We start from the raw sequence: 24,835 nt of genomic DNA, 5'->3' as shown, positions 1-24,835 counted from the left end.
TAGAAGTTGTTACTTAGATCGCTTTCAGCGTGCCTTTTGGCAGCGTGGCCGCGATAGCGCCCTTCTGGAACTTCATTTCAACAGTGTCGGACACTTCCAGGACCACGAAGTCATCGGCCACTTTGGTGATCTTGCCAGCGATGCCGCCGGTGGTGACCACTTCATCGCCCTTTTGCAGGCTGCTCAGCAGGTTCTTCTGCTCTTTGGCGCGCTTGGCCTGTGGACGCCAGATCATCAGGTAGAAGATGACCAGGAAGCCGACCAGGAAAATCCACTCGAAACCGCCGCCCATAGGGCCGGCAGCAGCAGGTGCAGCCGCGTCAGCCATGGCATTAGAGATAAAAAAGCTCATTTAGCACTCCAGTTGCAAGTATTGAATCTAGGGATCGGAAAACTCAGTCCAAGGGCGGTACAGGCAACCCGCGCTTGGCATAGAAGGCCTCGACAAAGGCGGCCAATGTACCCTGTTGGATAGCCTCGCGCAAACCAGCCATAAGCACCTGATAATGGCGCAAATTGTGGATGGTATTGAGCATACTGCCGAGCATTTCGCCGCACTTGTCCAAATGATGCAGATAAGCGCGGGAGAAGTTCTGGCAGGTGTAGCAATCGCAGGTCGGATCCAGCGGCGAATCATCATGGCGATGGAACGCGTTACGGATCTTCAGCACGCCAGTGTCGATGAACAGATGCCCATTGCGGGCATTACGGGTTGGCATCACGCAATCGAACATGTCCACCCCGCGGCGCACACCCTCAACCAGATCTTCCGGTTTGCCAACGCCCATAAGGTAACGAGGTTTGTCAGCGGGCATCTGGCCCGGCAGGTAATCGAGCACCTTGATCATTTCGTGCTTGGGTTCGCCCACCGACAAACCGCCAATGGCCAGGCCGTCGAAGCCGATCTTGTCGAGGCCTTCGAGGGAGCGCATGCGCAGGTCGCGGTGCATGCCGCCCTGGACGATGCCGAACAGCGCCGCGGTGTTCTCGCCATGGGCATTCTTCGAACGCTGGGCCCAGCGCAACGACAGCTCCATGGACACCCGCGCGACGTCTTCATCGGCCGGGTACGGCGTGCATTCGTCAAAAATCATCACGATGTCCGAGCCCAGGTCACGCTGGACCTGCATCGACTCTTCCGGCCCCATGAACACCTTGGCGCCGTCCACCGGAGAAGCGAAGGTCACGCCCTCCTCCTTGATCTTGCGCATGGCACCGAGGCTGAACACCTGGAAGCCGCCGGAGTCGGTCAGGATCGGACCTTTCCACTGCATGAAATCGTGCAAGTCACCGTGGGCCTTGATCACTTCCATGCCCGGGCGCAGCCACAGGTGGAAGGTATTACCGAGGATGATCTCCGCGCCAATCGCCTCGATGTCACGCGGCAGCATGCCCTTGACCGTACCGTAGGTGCCCACCGGCATGAACGCCGGGGTTTCCACGGTACCGCGGGGGAAGGTCAGACGACCGCGACGAGCCTTGCCATCGGTGGCGAGCAACTCGAAGGACATGCGACAGGTGCGACTCATACTGTTTCCTCGGGTCCGCGTGGCGCGGGGTTACGGGTGATGAACATCGCATCACCGTAGCTGAAAAAGCGGTATCCATGCTCGACGGCGGCCTTGTAGGCGGCCATGGCTTCGGGATAACCGGCGAACGCCGAAACCAGCATCAACAGCGTGGATTCGGGCAAATGAAAATTGGTGACCAGGGCATCGACCACATGAAACGGCCGGCCCGGGTAGATAAAGATGTCGGTGTCACCACTGAACGGCTTGAGCACGCCATCGCGGGCAGCGCTTTCCAGGGAGCGCACGCTGGTGGTCCCCACCGCCACCACCCGACCACCGCGGGCGCGACAAGCCGCCACGGCATCGACCACTTCCTGGCTCACTTCCAGCCATTCGTTGTGCATGTGATGGTCTTCGATACGCTCCACACGCACTGGCTGGAACGTGCCGGCACCGACGTGCAACGTCACGAACGCCGTCTCCACGCCCTTGGCGGCAATCGCCTCCAACAACGGCTGATCAAAATGCAGCCCCGCCGTCGGCGCCGCCACCGCCCCCAAGCGCTCGGCGTACACGGTCTGATAACGCTCACGGTCCGAACCTTCGTCCGGGCGGTCTATATAAGGAGGCAACGGCATGTGCCCGACACGGTCGAGCAGCGGCAACACCTCTTCGGCAAATTCCAGCTCGAACAACGCATCATGCCGCGCCACCATCACCGCCTCGCCACCGCCGTCGATCAAAATCGACGAACCCGGCTTGGGCGACTTGCTCGACCGCACATGGGCCAGCACCCGATGACTGTCCAGCACCCGCTCCACCAGAATCTCCAGCTTGCCGCCGGAGGCCTTCTGGCCAAACAACCGCGCCGGAATCACCCGGGTATTGTTGAACACCATCAAATCGCCCGGGCGCAAATGCTCAAGCAAATCAGTGAATTGACGGTGAGCCATGGCACCGCTGACCCCGTCCAGGGTCAACAGTCGACTGGCGCGACGCTCGGCCAGAGGGTGGCGAGCGATCAGCGAATCCGGGAGTTCGAAGGTAAAGTCAGCAACACGCATGATGGGGTTCGTCTAGCAGGGCCGGAAAGTCTAGCGGAATTATCAAAAATTCACCATGAAACGTGATTGACCAACGGTAGTCACCTCTCTATACTTCGCCGCCATTGAGCCCTGATGGCGGAATTGGTAGACGCGGCGGATTCAAAATCCGTTTTCGAAAGGAGTGGGAGTTCGAGTCTCCCTCGGGGCACCATCTTAAAGAAAGACCTTGAAATTCAAGGTCTTTTTTTTCGTCTGTAGGAAAGTGGGTTGGCCGTGACCTCAGCCGATCCCCGCCCCCTTTGTGGCGAGGGGATTTATCCCCGCTGGGCCGCGAAGCGGCCCCAAATACCAAACCTGTGGCACGGAAGAATCTGTGACCAGTAAGAACCCGTGGCGAGGGAGCTTGCTCCCGCTTGAGCGCAAAGCGCTCACAAAAAAGTCACTACCCCCACCGATACTCCGAGTTGCCACGGCCAAGGCATAAACCATCAACCCAACTCCGCCCTCCTCACCCAGTCACAAAGGATTTCACCCCATGGAATTGCTGCTGGAAACGGTCGCTCTTTACTCGCTCAAGCTGGCTTATGAGACGGAAGGCCACAGCCCGATTCTGCGGGATGATCCGTTGATGGGCAGTTGCGACCGTGAGGTTTTTGAGTTGTTGATACGCCGGGACGATGTGGCTGGGATTCAGGGCGAAATCGGACGATGCCTGGATTTAGCGTTGGGAGCGATTGGTGGGGTGGATACAGTGCTGGGCCGAGAGCTGCATCGTTTGGCTGCGGATTTCAACGCAGTGCAGAAACTGGATGATCTTTACGCTCCGCTCATCGCGCTTAACAGTTATGTGAAAGATATTCTATAAACCCCAGCGCTCGTTCCCACGCTCCGCGTGGTAACGCATCCCGCGACGCTCCGCGTTGCAGCCTTACAGGCAAAACACGCTCCTACGCAGGTAATTCATGGACGACATCATCACAGCGATAGGCAGTTGGCTAACCGAAACCCATGAAGCGAAACGGCGGATGGTGAGCAACCTGGAAATGCTCTTCTGGATCGCCGTCGCGATTGTCGGCGCACTCGCCGCGAAGGATTACGCGACGAAGCGTAAAGCACTGATGACGCGAATGGAGCAAGCCTTGCCGGAGAAGGACCTGATCGCGACGTCGTTGAGTGACGAACAGGGTCGTTCAGTTAAATATGTTGGCACCCTGCGGCGGGTTGAAGGCGGATATACCGCTAGCCTGATTCGGGAGGCTGACGGGGAGCGCACCGAGTCGTGTAGCGAGGTGATGCCTTCGTTGGAGAAGGTTGAGGTTTATCTTACAAGTTACACTTCGTTTGTTTTGTCGGATTTCAAAAGCTGAAGTGGCTGTTAACGTCAGCCATGACGGGCCCGTTCGCACAAAGACAGACGCCTAAGAGAAGTGAATCGAACATTTCGGCCGATGAAAACAATCCGTCCCAATTCAGTTCTGATCGCTGACCGTTAAACACTATTGAGGCTCGGACGATGACCCGCCCACAGCTTGTCCGTGATCATCCCAGAAGTCTCTGAGCTATTTGCACATCGAATTCGTAGGTCACTCAAGCTGGACTGAGGCCCCCACTGGGGCAACGCCCATGGGGATTTAACTCTGCTACGGCGCGATCCACCTCGGATTGACTTGTAAATAATCGGTCCCTTTCTCCTAATATGTCTGGGGATTCAGGGCGAGAATTGATCGGTGCTCGGATTTGGTGCCGGGGCGGTTGGTGGGACGGATACTGTGTTAGGGGAACTGGGGCGGTTAGCTGCGGATTTTAGTGCTGTACTAACGATGAAAGGGCTTCATGCTCCAGCTATGATGTTTAGAGATTATTTGCGCGATGTTAACAATATTTCCCACTCCTTTCTCAATCTCCAAAACACGTCACCTTCCACAAATTTATGACAACTGTTTTTATAAAACCTTACAAAACTTAGCTTAACGACATCAGCCAACATCACGTATTAGAAATTTCTTGACGTAGCTGCCGTACACCGCTAATCGCAACTTTAGCAGACTCCAGCTTACGCCAAGATGACTCTGTCATTTCGCCACTCTGAATCACCTCATTAATAATCGCTTCCGCAGATACGATTAAATCATCAATTCTACGTTGCAACTGACGATTTCTCCTTACAACTACCCTACTTGGACGATTCAAACCAAGTAATTTAATTAAATATTTTGACGGACTCCTTTTCGGAACGAGCACCCCACTTAACTCCACACAAAAAAAGTCAAGCCTGTTGTGTTCAAAGGGATCAATAAATCCCATCTCATCCAAATAAGTCACTTCCAATTTTATATCCACAGGCCAGTGGGAGGACTTACTTCTGTTACACTTAGAGCAAGCGACGACTAAATTCTTAGGATCATTCTTTAAATCCGGAAATTTCTCTTGCGGCCTAAAGTGATCCAGAGCAAACCCCTCATGACCGCACTCATCCAATTTAATATCACAATAAACACATCGATATTGACAGTCTATGTGAATTTGGTCCTTATAGTAAGCATAACCATGATAACTACCACATTCTTTAACTGTGTATTTTTCGCAACGCACAATTTTAGGAAAAAATGTCATACTTTAATTCTTCTTAAAGTTGCTTTCAATTTCCTGAATTTTTCTTTCAAGCGCATCAAGCATCTTTAGCCTTTCATCACTATAAATCTCATCAACTTCAAATGGAGCGGAGCGCAAATAGTCCAACTCAACAAACTCTCGCTTCTCATCATCATCGAGACTAGAGCCTATTGACTTCCTTAGCAACGACTCAAAGCGAACCTCCCTCTCAGTTAAAACGTCAAGAAAACTATCGATTCTTCTCAGCACGCGAGCGCCTACAATATCTTTTCTTTCAGGCAGATCTTGCTTACTTAATATATCTTCCACTTTCATCTCCCCTTCAGACAGCTCTTCAGAATGAGGATAGCTAGTTAGTATATAAATTGGAATCTTCTTATTTAGCCCTCTGAGATACTCTGCCAACTCAATTCCTAAATAAGTCGCCACCCCCGACTCTTTCAACTGTTCATCAAGCACGATACTGACTACATCCTCGTCCTCTACCAAAAACCTCATATCACTTAACTTTGGCCTTGGAGGAATACCCACGACCACCGGCGATGTCGGATCCTTTGGAAAGCATTCCTGTAGCATCAAGCTATAAGTTTCACGCTGATCATCGTCTTCATCAACAAAAAAAATCTTCACAATTAAATCCCTGTATTAATCGACGGCACTTTAATCCAGAAGCGAGCCCCACCTAAGTCCCCCTTGGGTGCCAATACGATAGTACCCTTTGAGTGTTCCTCTACGAAAGTTCGTACAATAGAAAGCCCCATCCCGGTTCCAACTGTATCTCCCTTTCTATTTCGCTTCGTTGAGAACGTTGCTTTAAACACATGATTTTCTACACCAGCCTCTATTCCGCACCCACTATCTTCAAATTCTATGACACCCACATCCTCCTCGAGACTCAGCTTAATATTAATCCTCCTATGCTCAGCCGGAGTATCAGATAATGCCCAACAAGAGTTTGTTATAAGATTAGCAAATATGCTTTCCCAATCAATTTCATACGCCTTAATCTTCAACCCGGCTGGTGTTACATCATTAAAACTGACTTTGATTTTTCTCTTATCCAACATTTCATCAAAGCTGCTAAGCACGTTAGCAACGACGACGGACAGATCAATAACGCGCCTATTTCGCTTATCGCGCTTAACGTTACCCAAAGAAAAATTACCGAAAACTTTAATGTAGTTTAAAGACTTTTCAATTGAATCGAATCGCCTATTAGCAAAATCCACTACATCCTGAGGCAGCATGAAAAAGCCTTCAACTACCTTACTCCGAAGCAAAGCTCCATTTGTAATCGCATTAGATATAGCAGCCAGGGTCTCGTGCCCAAAAGACACAGACAAAATCCCTAAAGATGCTAAATTGGCGAGGGTGTCTTTTTCAGCCTCTAACTGATCCATACGCCCCTTTACAAAAGCTGTTCGTTGATTCTCTTCTGCGAGAGTCGACTCAATCACCTCCAACTGTTTCTTTATCTCAACATCTACAGAGCTATCCTTCAGCTTTCCTATTCTCTCCAGTACATCTTTGTATGCGCTAGCACTTTCATCAAGCACTTCAGACAAAACAATTTTCTGTGGCCTTAGTTGCTTTTCCGCTAGTGCGTGAGCTTGAATGTGCTTTTCAAAAAGCTCTATACATTTGAGGGAAAATTTCCGCAACTGAAAATAAGCTGGAGTTTCAGTTAATCCTTCTCTGTTTGTTTGGTCAACCAGATTAGGATTTGCCTCTCTACCAATGAAGACCGCACCTACGACTTGGTTATAGCCTATCTTCCAATTTTCCATAGTGATACTTTCAGGGTTAACTACCCGCCGCATCGCGAGGCCGAGCCAGTCGCCGTCGCCGCTAGGCTCCCCATATGGCTTGACTCTAAAATTGTCTCTATAGACTCGTACACCCTGATTACTTTTCAAAAATGCCCGAATTTCTTTAGGCTTAAATTTATTTGTATCCACTTCTCTACTGGAAAGATTGCGCATAAAATAAACACTAAAAGTCAAGGGTCCACACTGTGGCGCTTTTTCCGTATTCTTCATCCAATCCCCCCAATCCGCAGGTTTTGGCGCTAGACTTACCTCTCCATTGCTGTCGTATATTGTTACTGAGACCTTAGAGTCGTTAGTAATCTCAGCCTCCAAGCGCCATTCGGCTGCTTCGAGGAAGTGATCTGAAGCAACATACCCATCCAGCTCAGGCAGAAAACCGCCGGTATCAAATTTAACCCTAAAACCAAGTGCCTTTGAAAAAGGAGACACTAATAGAGATAGCTCTTTTCGCAAATCAGACAAAAACTCTTCATCCCATTTATCCTTAAGACCCGAAAGGATATATTGAGAGCCTTTGCTTTTACCTTTAATTGGGAAAAAGTTTTCTTCTATACGCGCCGAATCGATCTCATACACTTCATGCCTGACACTATCCAACTCAACGCTCTTGACTAAATTATATTTATTCCAATCAATATCAACTTCAAAAATTTTTTGACTTTCTTGTGTTTTCGTAAAAAGATTTAAACGAGTACATAGGCGATCAATACCTAAGCGTCCGAGCCCTTTAGCTCCGGTATACACTCGTTCCCTGGCGCTCTTCCCAACTTCATATTTATGCGTTGTCCCAATCCGCATCCATCTGGTTAATAGACTCTCTTTATCCATCCCATCACCGTCATCGGTGACGGTAAGTACAGGGTTGTCCGAATCAAGCCCACTAAATTCAATTACTACTTCATCCGCATCCGCGTCATACGCATTCTTCACCAACTCATTAATAGCCACGAGAGAGCTTGATATACTTTCTCGACCTAACTGGATTGCAACCCGCGCTTCAACACTAAAAGGGTGGCCTCCTAAACTATTCCTTATATTCATGCCATTCCCCTATTGGTAATCCTTTTATAATCCCAACGGTTAAATGCCTGCATCTAATCTTAGAATTAATGTAATCATTTACAAGCGAGGACTTAAAGAAATCAAGCAAGGAAATGCAAGATTCAATACTTCCATCATCCGGGCATATTGCAATAATATGATTTTCAACCGCGACCGCTTCATCACAGTCTACAATTGTTCCAACCACACGAAACTTATCCTTCGGACTTGAAGTTCTTCTAACCGCAACAAAAGGGCAAGGTATTTTTCGTCCGGGATGGAGTATTCTTTCGGCCAATACATTTACTGTAGACCATGGAGGAAGGATTTTAGCATGTGCAAACGGTGCTTCCGTACCAACTAAAGGATCTCGATGAGGTACAACTGGCCCAACACTCACGCGAAACCTATCTTCTAAAACTTGGTAATGCTCTGGAGCTAACTGAGAATTACTAATAGAGGCCGAAGCCAGATCAAATGGCTTAGTACCGCTAAGCACAAACACATCTATCTGCACATCTTTTTGGAAGCTACCAAAATCTTCAACCATAGGATTGAGCGAATTAAAAACTTCCGACCTCCAAATCTCATATCGACTGCCACTTTTTAAGACATCTGGCAGGATACCTACAATTTTCCCACCCGCAGGCATAATATCAATTGCATAAGCCATAAACAATGCAGCTGCATTGCACTTTCCTGATGTCCACTTTATATCTTCTGGTGTATCCGTTGGACAAAAAGGCGGATTCATTATTACATTATCTATAACTCCTACATAACTTGAATACTCTGCCAGAAAATCTCCCGCCCTAATATTACTCAACATAGCCATGGCTTCAGCTAGTGTCAAACCACACGTAGGAAGCGCCCCTTTAGAAATGGCCAGACCTACTATTTTTTTCCTCGCGAGCCGAACAAATTCTTGATTAATATCCAAACCGTATAGCTTTTTATTCCACCTATACAGACATTCCGTTAATGAGCCGCTAGCACTAAGACTATCGGCAACTTTAAGCAATAAGTTTCCTGTACCGCACGCCGGGTCAAAAACAGTTCCGCCAATACGAAAATCGATTTTAGAAGCCGCTAGTCTAGCTAACTCATCGGGTGTAAAAAAAACTCCCTGACGCTTCCTCTGCGTCGCTCCCATGAAAGATAAGAGGCTAGCCTCTTCCTCCTTTATTGCTTCAGAATCAACATGACAACATTCGACCACATCGACAGAGTTAGTTTCTATATGCTTTGAACGTGAAGCCAAAGTTTTTTCAGCAATTAGAAAGCTATCGCCATTTGCTTGAGCGCTCATGCGATCTCCTTCCCAGAAACTTCACAAGCTTGATTTTTTTCAGAAAGTCTTATTTCCATTCCTAAAACAGAAAGTACCGCGATTAACTTTCTGGTGCCGAATTCTGCAGTGCGTCCCCTTTCAAAACGGGATAGAGACTCCTGGGTGATACCGGCCCGTCCCGCAACGTATCCCTGCTTGATTCCAAGGAGATGACGGCGTTTCGCGATTGCTTGGCCCAGCTCATACAGCGTTTCCATCAGAGACACTCATAATTTTTGACGTATATATCAAAATTTACCCTTTTTTTTGTCCTAGCGCGAGCAGACAAAGGGAGTTGCTATACAAGCTACGTAAGGATCTGACAAATCCAGCTTTAACGGACCATAGTTGCTAGGAGGAGAAGGGCCTCGTGAACAAGACCCTTCCGCATCCACAAAGTAGGATGGTTCGTCTGCCCTACCTCACCTCAACAATATCCAACGCCCGATTCGCCAACAGCTCACTCACCTCAATCACCTGCAAAATCCCCAACGCAACACGCCGCCGCGAACCATCCAGATCAAACGCCAAATCACTGATCATGGCATTCGCCGAAGCCAGGTTCTCACTGAGATTCGCCAGCAAACACTCAGAATCCACCCCCGGATCAATCCGGAAAATGGAGTCAGTCTTGTCAGACGTTTCGCCCTTAGGCTTGGGCTTCAGGTAGTAATCCAACGCGCGGGTAGCCGCTTCATCGAGCTTTTTGTTGCGGGCAGACTGTGCACGAGACGTGGGTTCATCTGTAACTGGAGGATTCGGTGTAATTTTGACCATAGCCTTAGCTCTCTTTGGTTGAGGCTACTTCCCGCTCGCGACTAAACGATTGGGAGGCAGCTGTACGCAGGTTAGTCGACCGACGAGCTAAGAAATCGGCGCGCCCGGAGGCGCCCTGCGCACAGCCACCATCGAGTGCAGGGATGGGGATTCCTGACTGATGGACGCTTGAGCGACTTAGCAACGACGGGCGACTAAACCCGATCACTGATGAGCAGTGACAGGTCCCAAACTACCGACGCAACCCAAGGCGAACAAGCCGGCGGATTCTGGCGTAGTTGTAGGCAAAGGCGCAAGGCGACGTCGGCTGGCGAGTTGCGGTTGCCCAATGGCTGACAGCCCCGGCTGACGCTTCAGATTGTTCTGCCCCTCAATAGCCAGCCTTACCTGTTTTGAGGAAACCAGAACAACCACTTCAAGAAACCTCCTACATCGCGCCCCTCTCTTCACGCGTTAGCGTCTGTCCTGCCTTTACCGGACGAGACTCACTACGTGGCGACACGCAAAAAGGACATTCCCCAGGTTCGAAACCCACCCGGTGGCGACGGGCATTACGTCACCTATCGGGACATGACGGCCACCGAACTGGCCGAGCGCGACGCCCGACAGCGGGCTTATGAAGCCATGCTTGCCCGGCAGGCGGCCTATGAGCAAGAACGCTGGGCCACGGTGGATAAGAAGCCTTTGCCCATCGTGACCGGAAGCGTGTTTGCCAAAAGCTGCAAGCTATCCAACGGCCTCATCAATTACAGCAACCCCAACGGTTACGTCCCGGCAGATCTGGTCAAGCAGTACGGCGATCTCATGTGGCTCGGCGGCAGGAGCGTCGACTCATCCGGCACCATCCCCCTCAAGCGGATCGGCGCTGGTACGGTTCCCGCTACCTTAGGCAGGCTCGCGCTGGGCGGTTCGGCAACTTCCACAGCTGCAGTTGCCGGCGGCACCGTCGGCGCAGCCCTGCTAACAGGCGTCGTCGCCTTGCTCTGGCCCAGCAGCCTGGGTGACAGCGCGCTCTATAGCGAAGACCAGTTACGCAAACTCAAACAGGCCCGCAGCCGCATGCGCCTGAGCATCGAGCAACAGGCCGACGGCAGCCTCAAGGGCTATGGCTTCTACACCGGCCAGAATCGTGATTGGGAAATGGTTGACGTTGTCCAGTTCACCCCACGAGCCGATCAGTTCATCGCCGACCTGGGGGATGACATCGAACTGATCTGGACGCCAGCTACCAATCCGTCTGACACCCTCGGCATCCCCGCCCTGGAAGCCGCGCCACAGGCCCCGCACATCTGGATCTACCCCCCGACACCGATGGCCGACAGCATCATCGTCGACCCGATCTATCCGCCGGAGTACAGGGATTTCATTCTGGTGTTTCCGGTGGATTCGGGGGTTCGGCCGGTTTATGTGGTTTTGAGTGTTCCTGGGGATCATAAGTACTACAAACCCCCGTCGCTGCTTCCAGCGTTTCCAGAAGCCAAGATTGCTCCATCCAAAACGTTTGTACGTGGAGGTGGCGTTAAACGTCGAAGATGGAAGGATCGTAAAGGCAAGATTTATGAATGGGACTCACAGCATGGCGCTGTAGAGCTATACACAAAACAAGGTCAACACCTTGGCGAGTTCGATCCAATAACTGGCGAACAAACCAAACCCGCCGATCCGACAAGGAAAGTAGAAAAATGAAGCCCGTCGTTGAAATTTTTGACCAGACTACCGAAGAGCTAATACAGACCGTGGAAGTCCCAAGCGTATACATGGACCCATTGGCCGCACTTATGGGTTGGACAAAGCCTGAAGATTTTTGCTTTGTCTACGACCTGTCACCACAGCAGATAAAAACCATAGAAGAGTGGACTCACACAACTATTCATGGTGATAACCGCATCATTCAAATCGTCTGCCTTGAATGACGATCGCGGCCATTTTTGAAAAAGGTCTTGTTAGACAAGACCTTTTTCTTATACCGCTGTAGCTGAGTCGCTACCTCACCTCAACAATATCCAACGCCCGATTCGCCAACAGCTCACTCACCTCAGTCACCTGCAAAATCCCCAACGCAACACGCCGCCGTGACCCATCCAGATCAAACGCCAAATCACTGATCATGGCATTCGCCGAAGCCAGATTCTCACTAAGATTCGCCAGCAAACACTCAGAGTCCACACCCGGATCAATCCGAAAAATGGAGTCAGACTCGTCAGACGTTTCGCTCTTAGGCTTGGGTTTCAGATAAAAATCCAACGCTCGCGTAGCAGCGTCATCGATTTTCTTGTTGCGGGCAGACTGAGCACGGGAGACGTGTTCGTTCGTATCAGGGGGATTCGGCGTATCTTTTGCCATCGTCTTGCTTCCTGTAGTTGGAGCCATCACCCGCTCGCTGCTAAACGATGGGAGGCAGCTGTACGCAGGTTAGCAGACCGGGGAAACAAGAAACCGGCGCGTCCGGGGACGCCCTGCGCACAGCCACCATCAAGTGCAGGATGGGAATCCCGACTGGATGACGCCTTGCACAACCTGTTTCACCGCGAGCTGCTAAACCCGATCACTGATGAGCAGTGACAGGCCCCAAACTACCGACGCAACCCCAGGCGAACAAGCCGGCGGATTCTGGCGTAGTTGTAGGCAAAGGCGCAAGGCGACGTCGGCTTGCAAGCCGCAGCCGCCCAGTGTCTGACAGCCCCGACTGACACATGGGAAAAATCTTTCCAATCCATCCCCTCCCGCAAAGCCCCCATCCGCTCCAGCAAACGCCTCCACCGTTCCCCCCCTCGATAATGCCCCCTTCACTCACCCCCTACCGCTGCAACCGAGCACCGTGTACCCCCATGAACCTACGCACCTTCATCCGGAGCTACTGCCTCAACTCCAGGCTCGCCACGAATGCCCTGACCCGCCTGCACAAGGCGCTGTCCTCCCTGGCCGCCTACCTTGCGCAGCAAGGCTTCGACTCCAACACATGGCCGACCACCCGTGACGAAGCCACACAGGACCGTCGCCTCAACACCGTCTGCCCAGAACTGGCCGCCACGGTGTTCAGCCACGCCCGCGAAGGCATCATCCTGGTCGACCCGTTCGGCCGGGTCATCGCCGTGAACGAGGCCTTCACCCGGCTCACCGGTTACGGGCAGGAAGAGTTGAAGGGCCGTGACTTGAACTCCCATCGCATGGTACGGCGGCTCGCGGCGTTTTATGGGCCGATGAAGAACGCGTTGGATTTCCACGGCCACTGGTCCGGCGAAATCCAAAGCAACCACAAGGACGGCCGGGAGATGACGTCGCGGATCAGCATCAGTGCCGTGCATGACCGGCACGGCAATGTTCAGCACTACGTAACGCTGCTCAGCGACATGACGCAGATGAAGCAGCGTCTGCAGTTGCTGGAACGCGACGCTCGGTATGACGCGCTCACGCAACTGCCCAATCGCTTGCTGCTGGCCGAGCGGATGCGCCAGGCGTTGGGCAGGGCGCGCATTCATCAGCAGAAGGTGGCCATCGCGTTCATTGACCTGGATGGGTTCAAGGCGCTGAACGACAGTTATGGCCATGACTGGGGGGATCGGGTGTTGCAGATTGTCGCGGCGCGGATCAATGCGACGTTGCGTGAGGGCGATACCTTGGCGCGGCTGGGGGGTGATGAGTTTGTCGCGGGGCTGGTGGGTTTGCAGGCGGTGGAAGACAGCGAGCCGTTGCTCAAGCGGATGCTGGCGGCGGCGAATGCGCCGATTTTGATTGGTGCGCAGACGGTGGAGATTGCCGCGAGTATCGGGGTGGCGTTTTTCCCCGAGCATGGGCATGAGGTCGATGGGCTGATCAGCAAGGCGGATCAGGCGATGTACCTGTCGAAAAAGGCCGGCGGGAATCGTTTGGCGTTTTGTCCGACGCGGTTTATTTCCCTCAATAGCGAAGTCTGACGGTGGTACCGACGGTTCGTTCGGCGCCGGTCATGACGCCGTAGTCGCCGGAGCCGAGCAGTGAATACACGGCGGTGATGTACTGACGGTCGAAGACGTTGCGCACCCAGCCTTCCACTTCCCAGGCGCGGTCCTGGCTGCGCAGGCCCAAGCGCAGGTTGGTGAGGCCGTAGCTGGGTTGATAGCTACCCTCGCCGCCTTCGAGGGTGCCGGAGTAGCCGGTGCGAAAGCTGTAGTCGATGCCACTGTAGGCTTCCAGGCCGTAGGGCAGCGGGTGGCTATGGTCGAGGCCGCTGCTGAGGCTCCATTGCGGCGCGTTGTAGAGACGGTCGCCGCTGAGGTCGCAGGTCCATTGGCCCGACTCTGGTGGGCACGGTGCGTTGGGGAAGCTGCGGTAGCGGGCGTCGCTCCAGGCCAGGCCCAGGCGCCAGGTGAGTTGCGGGTGAAGTTGCCAGGCGGAGTCGAGTTCGATGCCGCGCAGGCGGACTTTGCCGACGTTGATCAGGTTGTCGCGCAGGGGTGGCGCGAACACGGACGTGGGCGGGCTGTAGGTGAGCGCTTGGTAGTTGTCGACGTCGGTCTGGTAGACGGCGAGGTCGAGCAATGCGCGCTCATCCCAGAAGCGTGTTTTCATGCCCAGCTCCAGGGACGTGGCCCGCTCCGGTTCGAAGGTGGGCGCGGTGAACGGGCCGACCACGTCGAAGTTGATGCCGCCGGCCTTGTAGCCCCGCGACCAACTCACGTAGCCCATCACCGCATCGCTGAAGCGGTAACTGGCGCTGGCGAGGCTGGAGATATTGTCTTCCTCGATCGAATCCTCACGGTAGTAACCGCCACCGAGGGCGATGTCGCGCAGCAATTGCCCACCCGACTGGAACACCGGTGGTAAGCCGGTCAGCGGGGCCAGGTTGCTGACGTCGCGGGAGATCCAGCCGTCCTTGCGCTCCTGGCCGTAGCGCAGGCCGCCGGTGAGTTCCAGCGGTTCAATCGGACGCCAGGAGATCTGGCCGAAAATCGCCCGGCTGTCGCCTTTCTGTTCACCGTCATAGCGTTGCCGAGCGCCGTCCAGCAGCATGGCCGGCACCTGGCTCGGATCGGTGATGTTAATGCCCAGTTTCTTCAGTTGCTCCACTTGATCGCCGACGAACCAGGGCGCGGCGTCCTTGCCGAATTCGGTGTCGATCCGGCGGTCGAGCTGTTGGCGCAGGTAGTAGAGACCGGCGACATAGTCGATGGACGAGCCGGCCGTGCCGGACAGGCGCCATTCCTGGCTGAACTGGCGGTGGCCCAGCTCGGTTTCGGATTGGATCACCGACAGCGCGGTGCTGTCGCTATCGCGGGTGGCGCGGTAGTCCCAGTCGCGGTAGGCGGTGATGCTGGTGAAGCGCATTGCCTCGTCGAGGTCCCAGTTCAATTCCAGTGAGACACCGTTCTGCAGGGTTTGCGGATGACCCGGCGCGTCGATCCGCGTTTCGCGTTGGTAGGGGTCGGGCTCGGTCAGCGGATAGCCGACGAATTTGGCGCGTTTGCGGGTTTGCTCGCTGTAGTGATTGACCAGCAGGACGTTGCCGGCTTCGTTTTGCTCGGCATAGTCAGCGATCAGGCGGGCGCTGAAGTCGGCGTTCGGCGTCCACAGCAACTGGCCCCGCAGGCCTTGGCTGTCGGCGTCGCCGAGGCGGGCACCGTCTTGCAGGTTTTCCACCGCGCCATCGGTGGAGCTGTCGAAAATGTTCAGTCGCCCAGCCAGCACATCGTCCTGCAACGGGCCGGAAATCGTCCCGCGAAACTCACGCAAACCGTGTTCACCGTAGCTGGCTTCGAGGTTGGCTTCGGGCTGGAACGTCGGTTGCCGGGTGACGATGTTCAACGCGCCCGCGGTGGTGTTCTTGCCGAACAAGGTGCCTTGCGGCCCGCGCAATACTTCGATGCGCTCGATGTCCATCAACTCGGTGAAGGCCATGCCCTGGCGCGCCTGGTAGACGCCATCGACGTAGGTGCCGACGCTGCCTTCCAGGCCATCGTTGTAGGTGGTGGCGCCGAAGCCGCGCAGGCCGAAGCCGGCGAAGCGAGAGTCGTGCCCGGACACCACCAGGCCGGGGACGCGCTGTTGGATGTCTTGCAGCCGATGCAGGCCGGCTTCGTCCAGTTGCTCACCGTAGAGGACGTTGATCGGGATCGGCACCTGCTGCGGGTCTTCTTCGCGGCGGCGAGCGGTGACGGTGGTTTCGTCGAGTGTGAGGGCGCTGGGTGCCTCTTGTTCGGCCTGGACCGACAGCCAAGGCAACATCGAAACGCCGCCAAGCAGGAGCAACCGGTAACCCATACCCGGCATGCTAGTGCTCCTGAGCCAATGCGCGAGGTACCGTGTCCGGGCAGGCCAGAGCCCTGACGCACGCCAGCAATTCCCGGCTGTCAGCGGGCTTGAGCACGATCGCATCGAAGGCCAGATCGTTTGGGTAACCCTGCGGCCTGCGTGGCGGGACGGCCGAATAAAGCATCGCCGGCAGATCGGGCCAACGGTCGCGCACCTGGCGCAGCAGCTCCCAACCGTCCATGCCGGGCATCATCTGGTCGCTGATCAACAGGTCGACCGATTGTTCAGCCAGGCAGGCCAAGGCGTCTTCGCCGTTCTCCGCCATGCTCACGTCAAAACCGTAACCGGCCAGCAGGTCGTAGAGCCATTCGCTGTTCTGCTCGATGTCGTCCACCAGCAGGACATGCTTGCCCTGGCCATCGAGCGGCGTGACGTTGTTGTCGACAATGCCGTTTTCCAGGTCGTGTTCCTCGGCGCATTTGAGTTGCAGACGAAAACTGAAGTGGCTGCCCTGCCCGGTGGCCTGGGGTTCGAGGCGGCTGTCCATGCGCTCCAGCAGTTGGGTGACGATGGACAAACCCAGCCCGCTGCCTTCATAGCGTTGCGCATTGCGACCGCGACGGAACGGTTGCAGCAGTTGTTCGAACTCTTGCGGGTCGATGCCGATTCCGGTGTCGATCACACTGAAGCGAAGTTCCACGGTGTCAGGAGTCGCCCCGGGGCAGGCGCTCACCTCGAAACGGATCTGGCCGTTGCGGGTGAATTTTGCCGCGTTCGCCAGGAGGTTCATGAGGACCTGTCGAAGGCGTTTGAAATCGGCCTCCACCAGCGGCGGCAGGTCATCCGCCAGCACCGCTTCGAACGTGTTGCCCTGGCGCGCGGCAAGAAAGCCCGCCTCGTCTGCGATCTCTTTCAGGAAACCGTACAAATAGCCTGCGGCGAGGGTCAGTTGCATTTGCTCCAATTCGCCACGGGAGAATTCGAGCATCTCGTCGATCAGCTCCAGTTGCTGGCGGGCGTTGCGCTCGATCGTGACCTGATAATCGCGGTTGGGCCCGGCGTGCAACAGGCGCGCATAGTCGATGATGCGCACTAGCGGCGAGCGCAGGTCATGGCTGATGCGGGCCATCAACGCACTGCGGGCCGCCAGGGATTCGCGCAACTGCGCCGTGCGCAGTGCCACGGTGCTTTCCAGGCGTTCGTGCTCGGCCTGGCGTTGTTGTTCGAGGCTGGACAGGGCGTGTTTTTCCCGGTTGCGGCTGCGGCTGACTTCCATGATCAATGTGCACACCAGCAACGCCACGCCCGGCAACGTGGACGATAAGCTGTATTTGCTTTGCGGCGACTGCCAGAGCAACTGTTCCTGGGGGAAGAAATACCGCATCGACAATTGCGCAAGCAGCAGCCCGGGTACCAGCCAGGCCATCCAGTTGTAGCTGAGCCGCCTGCGCCAGGCCATGAACAGCGTGGCAAACAGCGCACCGTAGAAACTCAACATGGATATCTGGACTATCTGCGCGCCCTGGACCGGATCGACCTTCAGCCACCAGAGTCGGCCGAAGACACAGCCCAGCAAAGGTATCCAATAGCTCCAGCCAACGACTTTGGGCAATCGGGAAACCTGTAGCAGCACACGCATGTAGGCAAGAAAAAGAACGAACGCGATCGCGCTGGTGCAGACCAGCAGCTCGCGTGTCCAGCTGAGCGCCGCCGGCCAGTAGATCAGGTAGCCGTTCAAGATGCAGGTCAGCAAAATGTAGCTCAGCACCGCGCCCGCATTCACGGTGAGCAGTCGAGAGCGGAGAATCCAGCCGACAATGAGGCCGAACGGGACGACCAGCAGGACAATGCCCAAGGTGAGCCCATCACTCAGGTAAGTCCGTTGCTGACTGCGCAGCAGCGCCGGTTCGGCCCACAACTGCGGCTCCAGCAGCATCTGGAAATTACTCGCCACCCGGACGTACAACGTGACGTTCTGCCCTGCCGCCAGCGTGACCGGAAACGCCGGCTGACGCACCGCCGGCTGCGGCCATTCGGCCAAGGGATGGGCAACTCCGGCATGGGCATCACGCCCCGGTTGGTAGACGCGAATGTCCTCCAGGCGCGGAGCCCCGACCACCAGCAAGCGCGAACACGCCACGGGGCTTGAGTTGGTGAGCTGCACTTTCAACCAGAAGGCCGAGCGGCTATAGCCTTGCGTCGGCCAGCTCGCGGTTGCGGCGTTGAATTGCGTATCGGGCAGTTGAGCGACTTGCTCCAGGCTCAAGCTGGCCTGGGTGTCTTCGAAAATGTTTATGGCGGGCATCAGGTCCAGGTGGTCAGCCTGGCAGACATCCACGGGCGCCGCGCGTAACAGGCCTGCGGACAACATCGCCATCGCCAGCAATAGCACCTGTAGAAGCCGCATCAGGCGTGCCCGGCCGACTCTGCATCGGCAACGCCCAGGGTTTGCTGGCGAAACTGGCTGGGGGTCATGCCGATGCGCTGGCGAAAGGCGGTGGTGAAGTTGCAGGCATTGCGAAAGCCCACCAGATCGGCAACGTCCTGCACGCTCAGGGCGCTTTCGGACAGCAACGCCTGGCCGCGCCGCAATCGCGCGTCGCGAATGTAGGCGAACACGGTCAGTCCCAGGTGTTCGCGAAATATCCGCGAGAGACGTTTCTCATGGGTGCCGACTTTTTGCGCCAGTTGCACCAGCGAAGGCATGTCGTCGAGGTGTTCGTCAATCAAGCGCATCGCGACCCGCAGCACGATCTCGTCGCCCTGCGGCTCCGGGTCTGCCGGGTTGTGTTGGCTGGGTGGCGGCGCGCGCCAGGTCAATTGCAGGTGGATCTTGATACGCGCCAGCACTTCCTCGGGGGCGCAGGATTTGGGGATGTAATCGACCCCGCCGACGGTCAGCCCTTCCAGGCGCTCGATTGAGCTGTTGGCCGACGACAGAAACAGGATCGGAATCTGGCGGGTCGACGGTGCCTCACGCAGAAGCCGACACAGACTGAAACCGTTCATTTGCGGCATGTGCACGTCCAGCACGATCAGGTCCGGACGCAATGCCAGTGCCCGCTGATAGCCCTGGTGGGCATCGCTGGCCAGGGAAATGCGCCATGGTTGCGCCTTGAGCAGGACGAGCGTCGCACGGATATCCTCCGGGACGTCGTCGATCAGCAGAATATGCGGCGGCTCGGCCGACGCCGCGCCTTCAGCCGTAGCCGCCTGCCTTTCGTATCGTCCGTCGTCCATGCGCTACGCTCTCTTGTCGTGCGTTTGCCAATTAATTGCCGGAAAGCAAAGGTTTTGCAAAACCAATCGATGGATCGGTGAAAATCGTTATACCGATAGCGGCAGGTCCGGCAAAGACTTGAAGACGCTGGATGCCCCTGACCGCCCCACCGCTGGCGGCCTATGCTGAAACGCTTCCCCTTCGACAGGCAGGTTTTTGATGATTCAGTGCAAACGCGCCTATGAAACAGCGAGCGCCGAAGATGGCGTACGCGTCCTGGTGGACCGTTTGTGGCCGCGCAATTGTCGCAAGGATGCGCTGGCTATTGCCGAGTGGCTACCGGAGGTTGGTCCTTCTCATGAGCTGCGCAAGGCGTTCAAGGCGGGGACGGTTTCGTTCGAGCAGTTCAAGGTGGCTTATCGCAAGGAGTTGGCGGGGCGGCCGGAGCATTGGTGGAAGCTGGTGGATGTTGCGCGGGGTGGGACGCTTACGCTGGTGTATGCGGCCAAGTCGACGGTTGAGAATAATGCCGTGGTGTTGGCGCAATGGTTGGAGGATGAGGTGGAGAAGCGGGCACAAGGGAGTTCGCCGGTTTGCTACTTGTCCGAGTTTCCGGAGCTTTGAGTCACTGGACTAGCTCGCTCCCAAAATGGTCTGTGCCCGGCCAGCCACAGGGTGATGGTTGTCCTTTGGGTATGGTGCACAGCTAAGATGGCGCGCAGAGAAACCAATAGGAAGACAGCCGTGATGCAATCGCCATTTGACCCGTTGGTTCATATCGATTGGAAAACACCGGGCGGCGAGTTGCTCGGGTTGTTGCAGCATTACTATCCCGACATCGATGTGTTTACCGGCCCAGGGTTCGAAGCGTTGTTGGATGAGCTGTCCAACGAGATGCCCGAGGTCTGTTTCGAGGCGTTGGCACCCGTGTTGGCGGATCAGGGTTATGACTTGTGGAACCTGGATGCCGGTGGCGATGATTACCGGCCGGTGATTGTCCCGGTCGGTCAGCGCGAGGCGTTCGCCAAGCGCTGGCAGGGCCAGCGCGGCGAGCCGAGGTTCACCGCGAGTTTGATCGAGCCGCAGAAACCCGCCCCTGTCGCACGCAAACCGGCCAAACCCAAGCGCAGCAAGGTGAAGTGGCTGCAGGAAGTCCATGACTATCCCGGCGCCACCTATGTGCATGAATACAACTACCGCAACGGTTGGGCCGCGATTACCGAGCAGGACGAAGACCAGTGGCTGTGCTTTCTGATCGATTACAACCCATGGCCGCCCGCCGAGCAGGACATGCTCGAGCATCGAACCGATGGGGTTGATGGTGCTGACCTGACGCTCATCGATGCCAATGCCCAGCGGACGCTGTGGCGCCGCCAGGTCAAGCGCGGTGATTACAGCGCAGATGACCGGTACCAATACGAGATCCGTCAGGGCGATGACATTGCGGTGTTCGGACCTGCCGACGTGCAATGGCCAGGCTTTGAAGAGCCCTGCGTGGTGGTGGGTGCCGAGGTATTCGAGCGTCAGCGCATTTACGAACCCGAGCATCTGACGCGGATCTGGCGGATCACGGCGGACAGCAGCGAGGTGATTTTCGAGGACACCGATGACCTGACCATCCTGCCCATCGGCCCTCGCCGCTTGCTGTTCATGCAGCACAACGGCCCCAAGTGCTGGATTTGGCATCAAGACCCGCCGCACCAAACCATCGCCGCCCAACCAATGCCCGCCGACGCCTACAAGCTGCGGGCATCAACCGCGTACCTGGGGGGTGACGAGATTCTGCTGTTCAGCGAAGGCGCACGGCAGAACGTCGAGCATTCGGGTTATCAGGAGACGGTGCTGTTGGCGTGGCGCTTCAACTTCATCACCGGCGCCAAGACCAAGGCGGCGCTGGACGGTTTCGGCAGTGAACTGCGCCAGGACACACGCCTGCTCGTCACCCAGCCCAAGCAGGTCATCACCTTGCGCACGTTTCATGGGCAGCTGCATGTGGCCCGGGGGCATGGGGATTGGTGGGTGTGGAGTTATCGCGCCAATACCTTTGGCACACAGACGCTGGCGTGGTTTTGGAATCAAAACAGCAACGAGGTGGTGAAACTGACCTCCAAGGACATACCGCGGATCAAGCCGGATATTCGTTATGTGGCGGCACAGGATCGGTACCTGGCGTTTGAGACGGAGTTAGTGGCGCGGTTGCCGGTGTTTGATGAAATGGTTGAAGCCAAGGGGTGTGAGATCCTGGTTTTTGAGTGACGCATTTTTGCTGCGTGCGAAAAAACAAGAAAGGGCTCCTGAGAGCCCTTTCCAGCTGACGTTACTCTATGACCGGATACCACGTCGCATAGTTATCGCTAAAGTCGTCCAGCAGAGGAAACTCCTCATTGCGGGCACCTGCCACGACTGCTTTTTTTCGCTCAAAAGCTTCTTTCATGTGCTCCTTGCAGAGCTCAGCAGAGATGTAACACAGTCCGTGCCAGCGATGGCGCCATGCGATTAACTGGCGATCGGTTTCTACGATAAAGACGGTTTTATTAAGCGACTTGCGTAGACGGGGGGCCGACTCGCCATGCAACGACCTGGGCACCCTGACTTCCTGTCCAAATTTGTCCCAGCCCGCCCATTGGCTATAAAACCTTAGCCGAGTGTCATTGTTGATCGAGAGGAATTCATAGTAAGCGACGTCTGGCTTGGGTTGAGCCACCTCGCAATACCGGCGCATCAGCGTGGTGCTGATATTGCCTATCAGGTCTTCGGGAAGATGTTCTAAGACTTTGCGAAAGTGATGGAAATTATTGAAACCGAACTCTTTGCAGATGTGGGTCAATCGCTGGCAATACGTGTATTCGCCAATGACCGAGACTCGAGCCAATCCTTTAAGGTCGTCGACACACTCAGCAGCACTTGAACGGGACATAGCTCACTCCTTTAGCCAAATCAAAGACGTGCTTCGACTAGCATGCTGCTTGCAGTGGCTAAATAAGTGGGTAAGTTCACTTAGATTTTTCGTATTTCCCATCGCAGCAGGGAGGCTACTTGTGCCTGCACGTATAAAAACACAGAGCCACCTATGACGTAAACCACCTGATGAATCACTCGCTAACGCCGAACCATTGTGGCCAGAGCTTGCTCTCGCTCGGCTGCGCAGCAGTCGTAAAACCTGCCAACTGTTTTTCCTGGCGCGTCCGTGCTGATGGGTTTGGGGCTGCTTCGCAGATCAACGGGAATAAATCCCTTCGCCACAATTCATTGGCTCAAATACGCAGCACGCCACGAAACCCGCGCGCCGCATAATACGACTGCACGCCATTGTGGTAGATGAACACCCGACCATAGCGGTAATCGCCAAAAATCGCTCCATCGAGCGCGCGAAGTTCTGGAGGGGTTGCCAGCCAACTGGACGTCTTCGCATCAAATTCGCCAAGCTTCTGCAGGGCTCGATATTGGTCTTCCGTCAGCAGGGCGATGCCCATCTCTTCGGCCATTTCGATGGCACTGCCTTTGGGTTTGTTCTCCTTGCGCGCATCCAGGGCAGCGCGGTCGTAGCACAGGCTGCGGCGACCGGTCGGGCTCTCCTTGGCGCAATCGCAGAAGGTAACGGCGCCGGTCTTCGGGTCGAGACCAATCACGTCCGGCTCGCCGCCAGTGGCTTCCATGGCCTGGAGGGACTTCAGGGCATTGGGGTAGTTGTCGAGCCGGGTCTGGACGTCGTCCCACTGGATGTCCGGGTGACGGTTCGGGTTTTGTTCGAAGCGGGTTTTCAGGGTTTGGATAAGGTGTTCCAGTTCTGTTTTTTTCATGGCGTTGGCCCGCCGAACAGATCGCTCTGCCCTTTCCATTGAATCATCGAGTGTACTTGGACGGTAAACATGGGGGTTGTTCCGAGAGGGCAATAATAGTGCTCATCAAAATAGACGAGCGCCAACCCGGCTGCCATTTTTCAACGCTGTGCTTTTGAGTCGAGCGACTCATGACAATTCTTGTGGGCGGATTGGCAGAAATGGCCGGGCAAGTAGTCGGCCAAGTACGCGAGATAGACGACGCCGTATCGGGTTGGTGGCTTGTCCAGATACAGGTCGGACGGATAGCATTGAGCTATCACTCACAAGGAAGTCCGAACGTGTCTGGATTGCCCATCTCCCCCATGCCACTCACGGAAGCTTTAACAGCGCCTTCTCCCTCCCGGCTTAAAGAAACAAAGCGCCCGACCTCGCAGGACGCGCCTTTCGTTAAAACGCAGGTAGGCCCATGAGTTCTCCTGACGCGGGTGCCATCGGGCAGCTATCGACGTTTTTCATCATCGTTTTATCCTGCCTTTTCCTCCTGATCATCGCCAAGGCCTTGAGCAAGGTGAATAAAAAAACCAGTCCGGACTCTCAGCTATTCGTTTACGGCGGCATTTTCATCTCCTTCGTCATTATTATTTCGGCCGTATTGATTTGGGGTCGTAAGGATCTTCCCGCCTGGCTTCAGGGTATTGGCAGTATTTACGCAATCATCGTGGCGATACTGGTCTCCCGGCACGAAGGGAGAAACGCCCAGGAAAGAAGCCGGCGAGAACGCGCAGAAGATCACAGACGTGAAGCACAACGGGTCACCGAAGAAAAGATAGAAACGACCAGGGCCATCTATCAAATGGTGCTTCGCGCATTCATGAGCTTTAGCTACGTGCGCGAAAACGCTTATGACCGAAGCCTGGTCGGCAAGGACATTGGCCCGCGCAACGGGGACCCGGACATGAAAATCAAAGCCGGCAAACAGTGGCGCACGCTGGGTTTCAAGGCTTCCGACATTCGCGTACAACTTCGACAACTTGAGGCCTTTGTAGAGCAGTTGGAAAAAATCTCTCCCTTTGAGCACAAGGATGCGGTTCTGGCCCTGCTGACCTCCGAGTTCTGTGCCTCGGTTAAAGTGTTCCTGGCCGATCTGAAAACGGGTTGGAATATCACCAGCAAGCAACCGGCCCCCCTCGGCGGATCGACAATCAAATATCCGCCCGGCGAAAAAAACGCCACCTACACAGAAACCGAAAAACTCATTGGCCTAACGGAATATCTGGCCCATGGGATTTTTCACATGTATCTGGACGAGCCGGAATGCCATCGTATCGAAGAGGTTTTTCTGAGTTGGACAGAAAGGGCGGACAAGATTTTTTCAAGCGGACAACCTCAGAAACCATCCGGGACCGTTGCTTCCACAGAGAATGAGCAATAGATACGGAGTTTGCGAACGTTCGAGAT

23 protein-coding genes and 1 tRNA gene are annotated in these 24,835 nt (G+C 55.1%); 9 read left to right on the top strand and 15 right to left on the bottom strand.

Features of this window, described 5'->3' with window-relative positions; genetic code table 11:
* Positions 1-13: 13 nt before the first annotated feature.
* From yajC to queA, 3 genes are read right to left on the bottom strand one after another with little or no spacing between them, the layout of a single operon-like run.
* On the bottom strand, positions 14-352 hold the full coding sequence (gene yajC / locus PSH86_RS05050; RefSeq protein WP_007916913.1) for a preprotein translocase subunit YajC: 339 nt from the start codon (positions 350-352) through the stop codon (positions 14-16).
* 43 nt (positions 353-395) lie between these two features.
* Positions 396-1,511 carry a tRNA guanosine(34) transglycosylase Tgt gene (gene tgt, locus PSH86_RS05045; RefSeq protein WP_249016457.1) on the bottom strand — a complete coding sequence of 372 codons (1,116 nt, stop codon included), beginning with the start codon at positions 1,509-1,511 and terminating at the stop codon, positions 396-398.
* A 14-nt stretch (positions 1,512-1,525) separates the two neighbouring features.
* A complete protein-coding gene (gene queA, locus PSH86_RS05040; RefSeq protein WP_025211994.1) occupies positions 1,526-2,575 on the bottom strand; it encodes a tRNA preQ1(34) S-adenosylmethionine ribosyltransferase-isomerase QueA in 1,050 nt (349 codons plus the stop codon).
* 108 nt (positions 2,576-2,683) lie between these two features.
* Between queA and PSH86_RS05035 the strand changes: the two genes are divergently transcribed.
* The 3 genes from PSH86_RS05035 to PSH86_RS05025 all read left to right on the top strand — a co-directional run bounded on the left by PSH86_RS05035 (position 2,684) and on the right by PSH86_RS05025 (position 3,924).
* Positions 2,684-2,768 (top strand) — tRNA-Leu (locus PSH86_RS05035).
* 324 nt (positions 2,769-3,092) lie between these two features.
* Positions 3,093-3,422 (top strand): hypothetical protein, encoded by a 330-nt coding sequence (locus PSH86_RS05030; protein WP_305488292.1) that lies wholly within the window; start codon positions 3,093-3,095, stop codon positions 3,420-3,422.
* A gap of 97 nt (positions 3,423-3,519) precedes the next feature.
* Entirely contained in the window at positions 3,520-3,924 is a 405-nt protein-coding gene (locus tag PSH86_RS05025; protein ID WP_305488289.1) for a hypothetical protein, read from the top strand.
* Positions 3,925-4,543: 619 nt separating this feature from the next.
* Here the strand turns inward: PSH86_RS05025 and PSH86_RS05020 are convergent.
* The 6 genes from PSH86_RS05020 to PSH86_RS04995 all read right to left on the bottom strand — a co-directional run bounded on the left by PSH86_RS05020 (position 4,544) and on the right by PSH86_RS04995 (position 10,147).
* Entirely contained in the window at positions 4,544-5,170 is a 627-nt protein-coding gene (locus tag PSH86_RS05020) for an HNH endonuclease (protein ID WP_305488287.1), read from the bottom strand.
* Between the two features lie 3 nt (positions 5,171-5,173).
* Positions 5,174-5,800: a hypothetical protein gene (locus tag PSH86_RS05015; RefSeq protein WP_305488284.1), complete on the bottom strand. Its 627-nt coding sequence runs from the start codon at positions 5,798-5,800 to the stop codon at positions 5,174-5,176.
* Between the two features lie 2 nt (positions 5,801-5,802).
* Positions 5,803-8,040: a sensor histidine kinase gene (locus tag PSH86_RS05010; protein ID WP_305488281.1), complete on the bottom strand. Its 2,238-nt coding sequence runs from the start codon at positions 8,038-8,040 to the stop codon at positions 5,803-5,805.
* Positions 8,024-9,349: a class I SAM-dependent DNA methyltransferase gene (locus PSH86_RS05005; protein WP_305488278.1), complete on the bottom strand. Its 1,326-nt coding sequence runs from the start codon at positions 9,347-9,349 to the stop codon at positions 8,024-8,026. Before PSH86_RS05005 ends, PSH86_RS05010 begins: the two co-directional genes overlap by 17 nt.
* Entirely contained in the window at positions 9,346-9,588 is a 243-nt protein-coding gene (locus tag PSH86_RS05000) for a helix-turn-helix domain-containing protein (RefSeq protein WP_305488275.1), read from the bottom strand. The genes PSH86_RS05005 and PSH86_RS05000 overlap by 4 nt, the downstream gene beginning before the upstream one ends.
* 199 nt (positions 9,589-9,787) lie before the next feature.
* Positions 9,788-10,147 (bottom strand): DUF6124 family protein, encoded by a 360-nt coding sequence (locus PSH86_RS04995; RefSeq protein WP_305488272.1) that lies wholly within the window; start codon positions 10,145-10,147, stop codon positions 9,788-9,790.
* Between the two features lie 492 nt (positions 10,148-10,639).
* Between PSH86_RS04995 and PSH86_RS04990 the strand changes: the two genes are divergently transcribed.
* Together PSH86_RS04990 and PSH86_RS04985 are read left to right on the top strand one after the other, a co-directional pair.
* Positions 10,640-11,833: a colicin E3/pyocin S6 family cytotoxin gene (locus tag PSH86_RS04990; protein ID WP_305488269.1), complete on the top strand. Its 1,194-nt coding sequence runs from the start codon at positions 10,640-10,642 to the stop codon at positions 11,831-11,833.
* A complete protein-coding gene (locus PSH86_RS04985; protein ID WP_116831504.1) occupies positions 11,830-12,060 on the top strand; it encodes a hypothetical protein in 231 nt (76 codons plus the stop codon). The genes PSH86_RS04990 and PSH86_RS04985 overlap by 4 nt, the downstream gene beginning before the upstream one ends.
* Before the next feature lie 70 nt (positions 12,061-12,130).
* Here PSH86_RS04985 and PSH86_RS04980 read toward each other — a convergent pair whose 3' ends face one another.
* Positions 12,131-12,490 carry a DUF6124 family protein gene (locus PSH86_RS04980; RefSeq protein ID WP_305488266.1) on the bottom strand — a complete coding sequence of 120 codons (360 nt, stop codon included), beginning with the start codon at positions 12,488-12,490 and terminating at the stop codon, positions 12,131-12,133.
* 485 nt (positions 12,491-12,975) lie between these two features.
* Between PSH86_RS04980 and PSH86_RS04975 the strand changes: the two genes are divergently transcribed.
* Positions 12,976-14,061 (top strand): sensor domain-containing diguanylate cyclase, encoded by a 1,086-nt coding sequence (locus tag PSH86_RS04975; RefSeq protein ID WP_305488264.1) that lies wholly within the window; start codon positions 12,976-12,978, stop codon positions 14,059-14,061.
* On the opposite strand, the gene PSH86_RS04970 is transcribed toward PSH86_RS04975, so the two are convergent.
* Genes PSH86_RS04970 through PSH86_RS04960 form a run of 3 tightly spaced genes read right to left on the bottom strand, consistent with a single transcriptional unit; the run spans position 14,045 to position 19,615 of the window.
* The gene (locus tag PSH86_RS04970; protein ID WP_305488262.1) at positions 14,045-16,393 is read right to left on the bottom strand and encodes a TonB-dependent receptor; all 2,349 of its coding nucleotides are present in this window, start codon (positions 16,391-16,393) and stop codon (positions 14,045-14,047) included. The two genes, PSH86_RS04975 and PSH86_RS04970, sit on opposite strands and share 17 nt — an antisense overlap.
* 1 nt (position 16,394) lies before the next feature.
* Complete coding sequence (locus PSH86_RS04965; RefSeq protein WP_305488260.1) at positions 16,395-18,782, bottom strand: hybrid sensor histidine kinase/response regulator; 2,388 nt, start codon at positions 18,780-18,782, stop codon at positions 16,395-16,397.
* Entirely contained in the window at positions 18,782-19,615 is an 834-nt protein-coding gene (locus PSH86_RS04960; protein WP_204334261.1) for a helix-turn-helix domain-containing protein, read from the bottom strand. Before PSH86_RS04960 ends, PSH86_RS04965 begins: the two co-directional genes overlap by 1 nt.
* Positions 19,616-19,814: 199 nt before the next feature.
* On the opposite strand from PSH86_RS04960, the gene PSH86_RS04955 reads away from it, so the two are divergent.
* Positions 19,815-20,219 carry a DUF488 domain-containing protein gene (locus PSH86_RS04955; RefSeq protein WP_109753592.1) on the top strand — a complete coding sequence of 135 codons (405 nt, stop codon included), beginning with the start codon at positions 19,815-19,817 and terminating at the stop codon, positions 20,217-20,219.
* 123 nt (positions 20,220-20,342) lie between these two features.
* Positions 20,343-21,851: a hypothetical protein gene (locus tag PSH86_RS04950; protein ID WP_305488257.1), complete on the top strand. Its 1,509-nt coding sequence runs from the start codon at positions 20,343-20,345 to the stop codon at positions 21,849-21,851.
* Between the two features lie 61 nt (positions 21,852-21,912).
* On the opposite strand, the gene PSH86_RS04945 is transcribed toward PSH86_RS04950, so the two are convergent.
* Both PSH86_RS04945 and PSH86_RS04940 read right to left on the bottom strand, forming a co-directional pair.
* On the bottom strand, positions 21,913-22,512 hold the full coding sequence (locus tag PSH86_RS04945; protein ID WP_109753590.1) for a hypothetical protein: 600 nt from the start codon (positions 22,510-22,512) through the stop codon (positions 21,913-21,915).
* A gap of 337 nt (positions 22,513-22,849) precedes the next feature.
* Positions 22,850-23,395 carry a DUF4256 domain-containing protein gene (locus PSH86_RS04940; protein WP_163855265.1) on the bottom strand — a complete coding sequence of 182 codons (546 nt, stop codon included), beginning with the start codon at positions 23,393-23,395 and terminating at the stop codon, positions 22,850-22,852.
* A 448-nt stretch (positions 23,396-23,843) separates the two neighbouring features.
* Here PSH86_RS04940 and PSH86_RS04935 point away from each other — a divergent pair, with 448 nt between their 5' ends.
* Complete coding sequence (locus tag PSH86_RS04935) at positions 23,844-24,809, top strand: hypothetical protein (protein WP_109753588.1); 966 nt, start codon at positions 23,844-23,846, stop codon at positions 24,807-24,809.
* Positions 24,810-24,835 lie beyond the last annotated feature (26 nt).

The organism is Pseudomonas sp. FP2300 (assembly GCF_030687595.1).
Taxonomy (GTDB): Bacteria; Pseudomonadota; Gammaproteobacteria; order Pseudomonadales; family Pseudomonadaceae; genus Aquipseudomonas; species Aquipseudomonas bijieensis.
The sequence above is the reverse complement of the archived record's forward strand: the minus strand, read 5'-3'. Positions and strand labels throughout refer to the sequence as shown.

Bases quoted from the DNA above. Each gene is read 5' to 3' on its own strand.
- yajC (WP_007916913.1), bottom strand. From the start codon at position 352: ATGAGCTTTTTTATCTCTAATGCCATGGCTGACGCGGCTGCACCTGCT.
- tgt (WP_249016457.1), bottom strand. From the start codon at position 1,511: ATGTCCTTCGAGTTGCTCGCCACCGATGGCAAGGCTCGTCGCGGTCGT.
- queA (WP_025211994.1), bottom strand. From the start codon at position 2,575: ATGCGTGTTGCTGACTTTACCTTCGAACTCCCGGATTCGCTGATCGCT.
- PSH86_RS05030 (WP_305488292.1), top strand. From the start codon at position 3,093: ATGGAATTGCTGCTGGAAACGGTCGCTCTTTACTCGCTCAAGCTGGCT.
- PSH86_RS05025 (WP_305488289.1), top strand. From the start codon at position 3,520: ATGGACGACATCATCACAGCGATAGGCAGTTGGCTAACCGAAACCCAT.
- PSH86_RS05020 (WP_305488287.1), bottom strand. From the start codon at position 5,170: ATGACATTTTTTCCTAAAATTGTGCGTTGCGAAAAATACACAGTTAAA.
- PSH86_RS05010 (WP_305488281.1), bottom strand. From the start codon at position 8,040: ATGAATATAAGGAATAGTTTAGGAGGCCACCCTTTTAGTGTTGAAGCG.
- PSH86_RS05005 (WP_305488278.1), bottom strand. From the start codon at position 9,349: ATGAGCGCTCAAGCAAATGGCGATAGCTTTCTAATTGCTGAAAAAACT.
- PSH86_RS05000 (WP_305488275.1), bottom strand. From the start codon at position 9,588: ATGGAAACGCTGTATGAGCTGGGCCAAGCAATCGCGAAACGCCGTCAT.
- PSH86_RS04995 (WP_305488272.1), bottom strand. From the start codon at position 10,147: ATGGTCAAAATTACACCGAATCCTCCAGTTACAGATGAACCCACGTCT.
- PSH86_RS04985 (WP_116831504.1), top strand. From the start codon at position 11,830: ATGAAGCCCGTCGTTGAAATTTTTGACCAGACTACCGAAGAGCTAATA.
- PSH86_RS04980 (WP_305488266.1), bottom strand. From the start codon at position 12,490: ATGGCAAAAGATACGCCGAATCCCCCTGATACGAACGAACACGTCTCC.
- PSH86_RS04975 (WP_305488264.1), top strand. From the start codon at position 12,976: ATGAACCTACGCACCTTCATCCGGAGCTACTGCCTCAACTCCAGGCTC.
- PSH86_RS04970 (WP_305488262.1), bottom strand. From the start codon at position 16,393: ATGCCGGGTATGGGTTACCGGTTGCTCCTGCTTGGCGGCGTTTCGATG.
- PSH86_RS04965 (WP_305488260.1), bottom strand. From the start codon at position 18,782: ATGCGGCTTCTACAGGTGCTATTGCTGGCGATGGCGATGTTGTCCGCA.
- PSH86_RS04960 (WP_204334261.1), bottom strand. From the start codon at position 19,615: ATGGACGACGGACGATACGAAAGGCAGGCGGCTACGGCTGAAGGCGCG.
- PSH86_RS04955 (WP_109753592.1), top strand. From the start codon at position 19,815: ATGATTCAGTGCAAACGCGCCTATGAAACAGCGAGCGCCGAAGATGGC.
- PSH86_RS04950 (WP_305488257.1), top strand. From the start codon at position 20,343: ATGCAATCGCCATTTGACCCGTTGGTTCATATCGATTGGAAAACACCG.
- PSH86_RS04945 (WP_109753590.1), bottom strand. From the start codon at position 22,512: ATGTCCCGTTCAAGTGCTGCTGAGTGTGTCGACGACCTTAAAGGATTG.
- PSH86_RS04940 (WP_163855265.1), bottom strand. From the start codon at position 23,395: ATGAAAAAAACAGAACTGGAACACCTTATCCAAACCCTGAAAACCCGC.
- PSH86_RS04935 (WP_109753588.1), top strand. From the start codon at position 23,844: ATGAGTTCTCCTGACGCGGGTGCCATCGGGCAGCTATCGACGTTTTTC.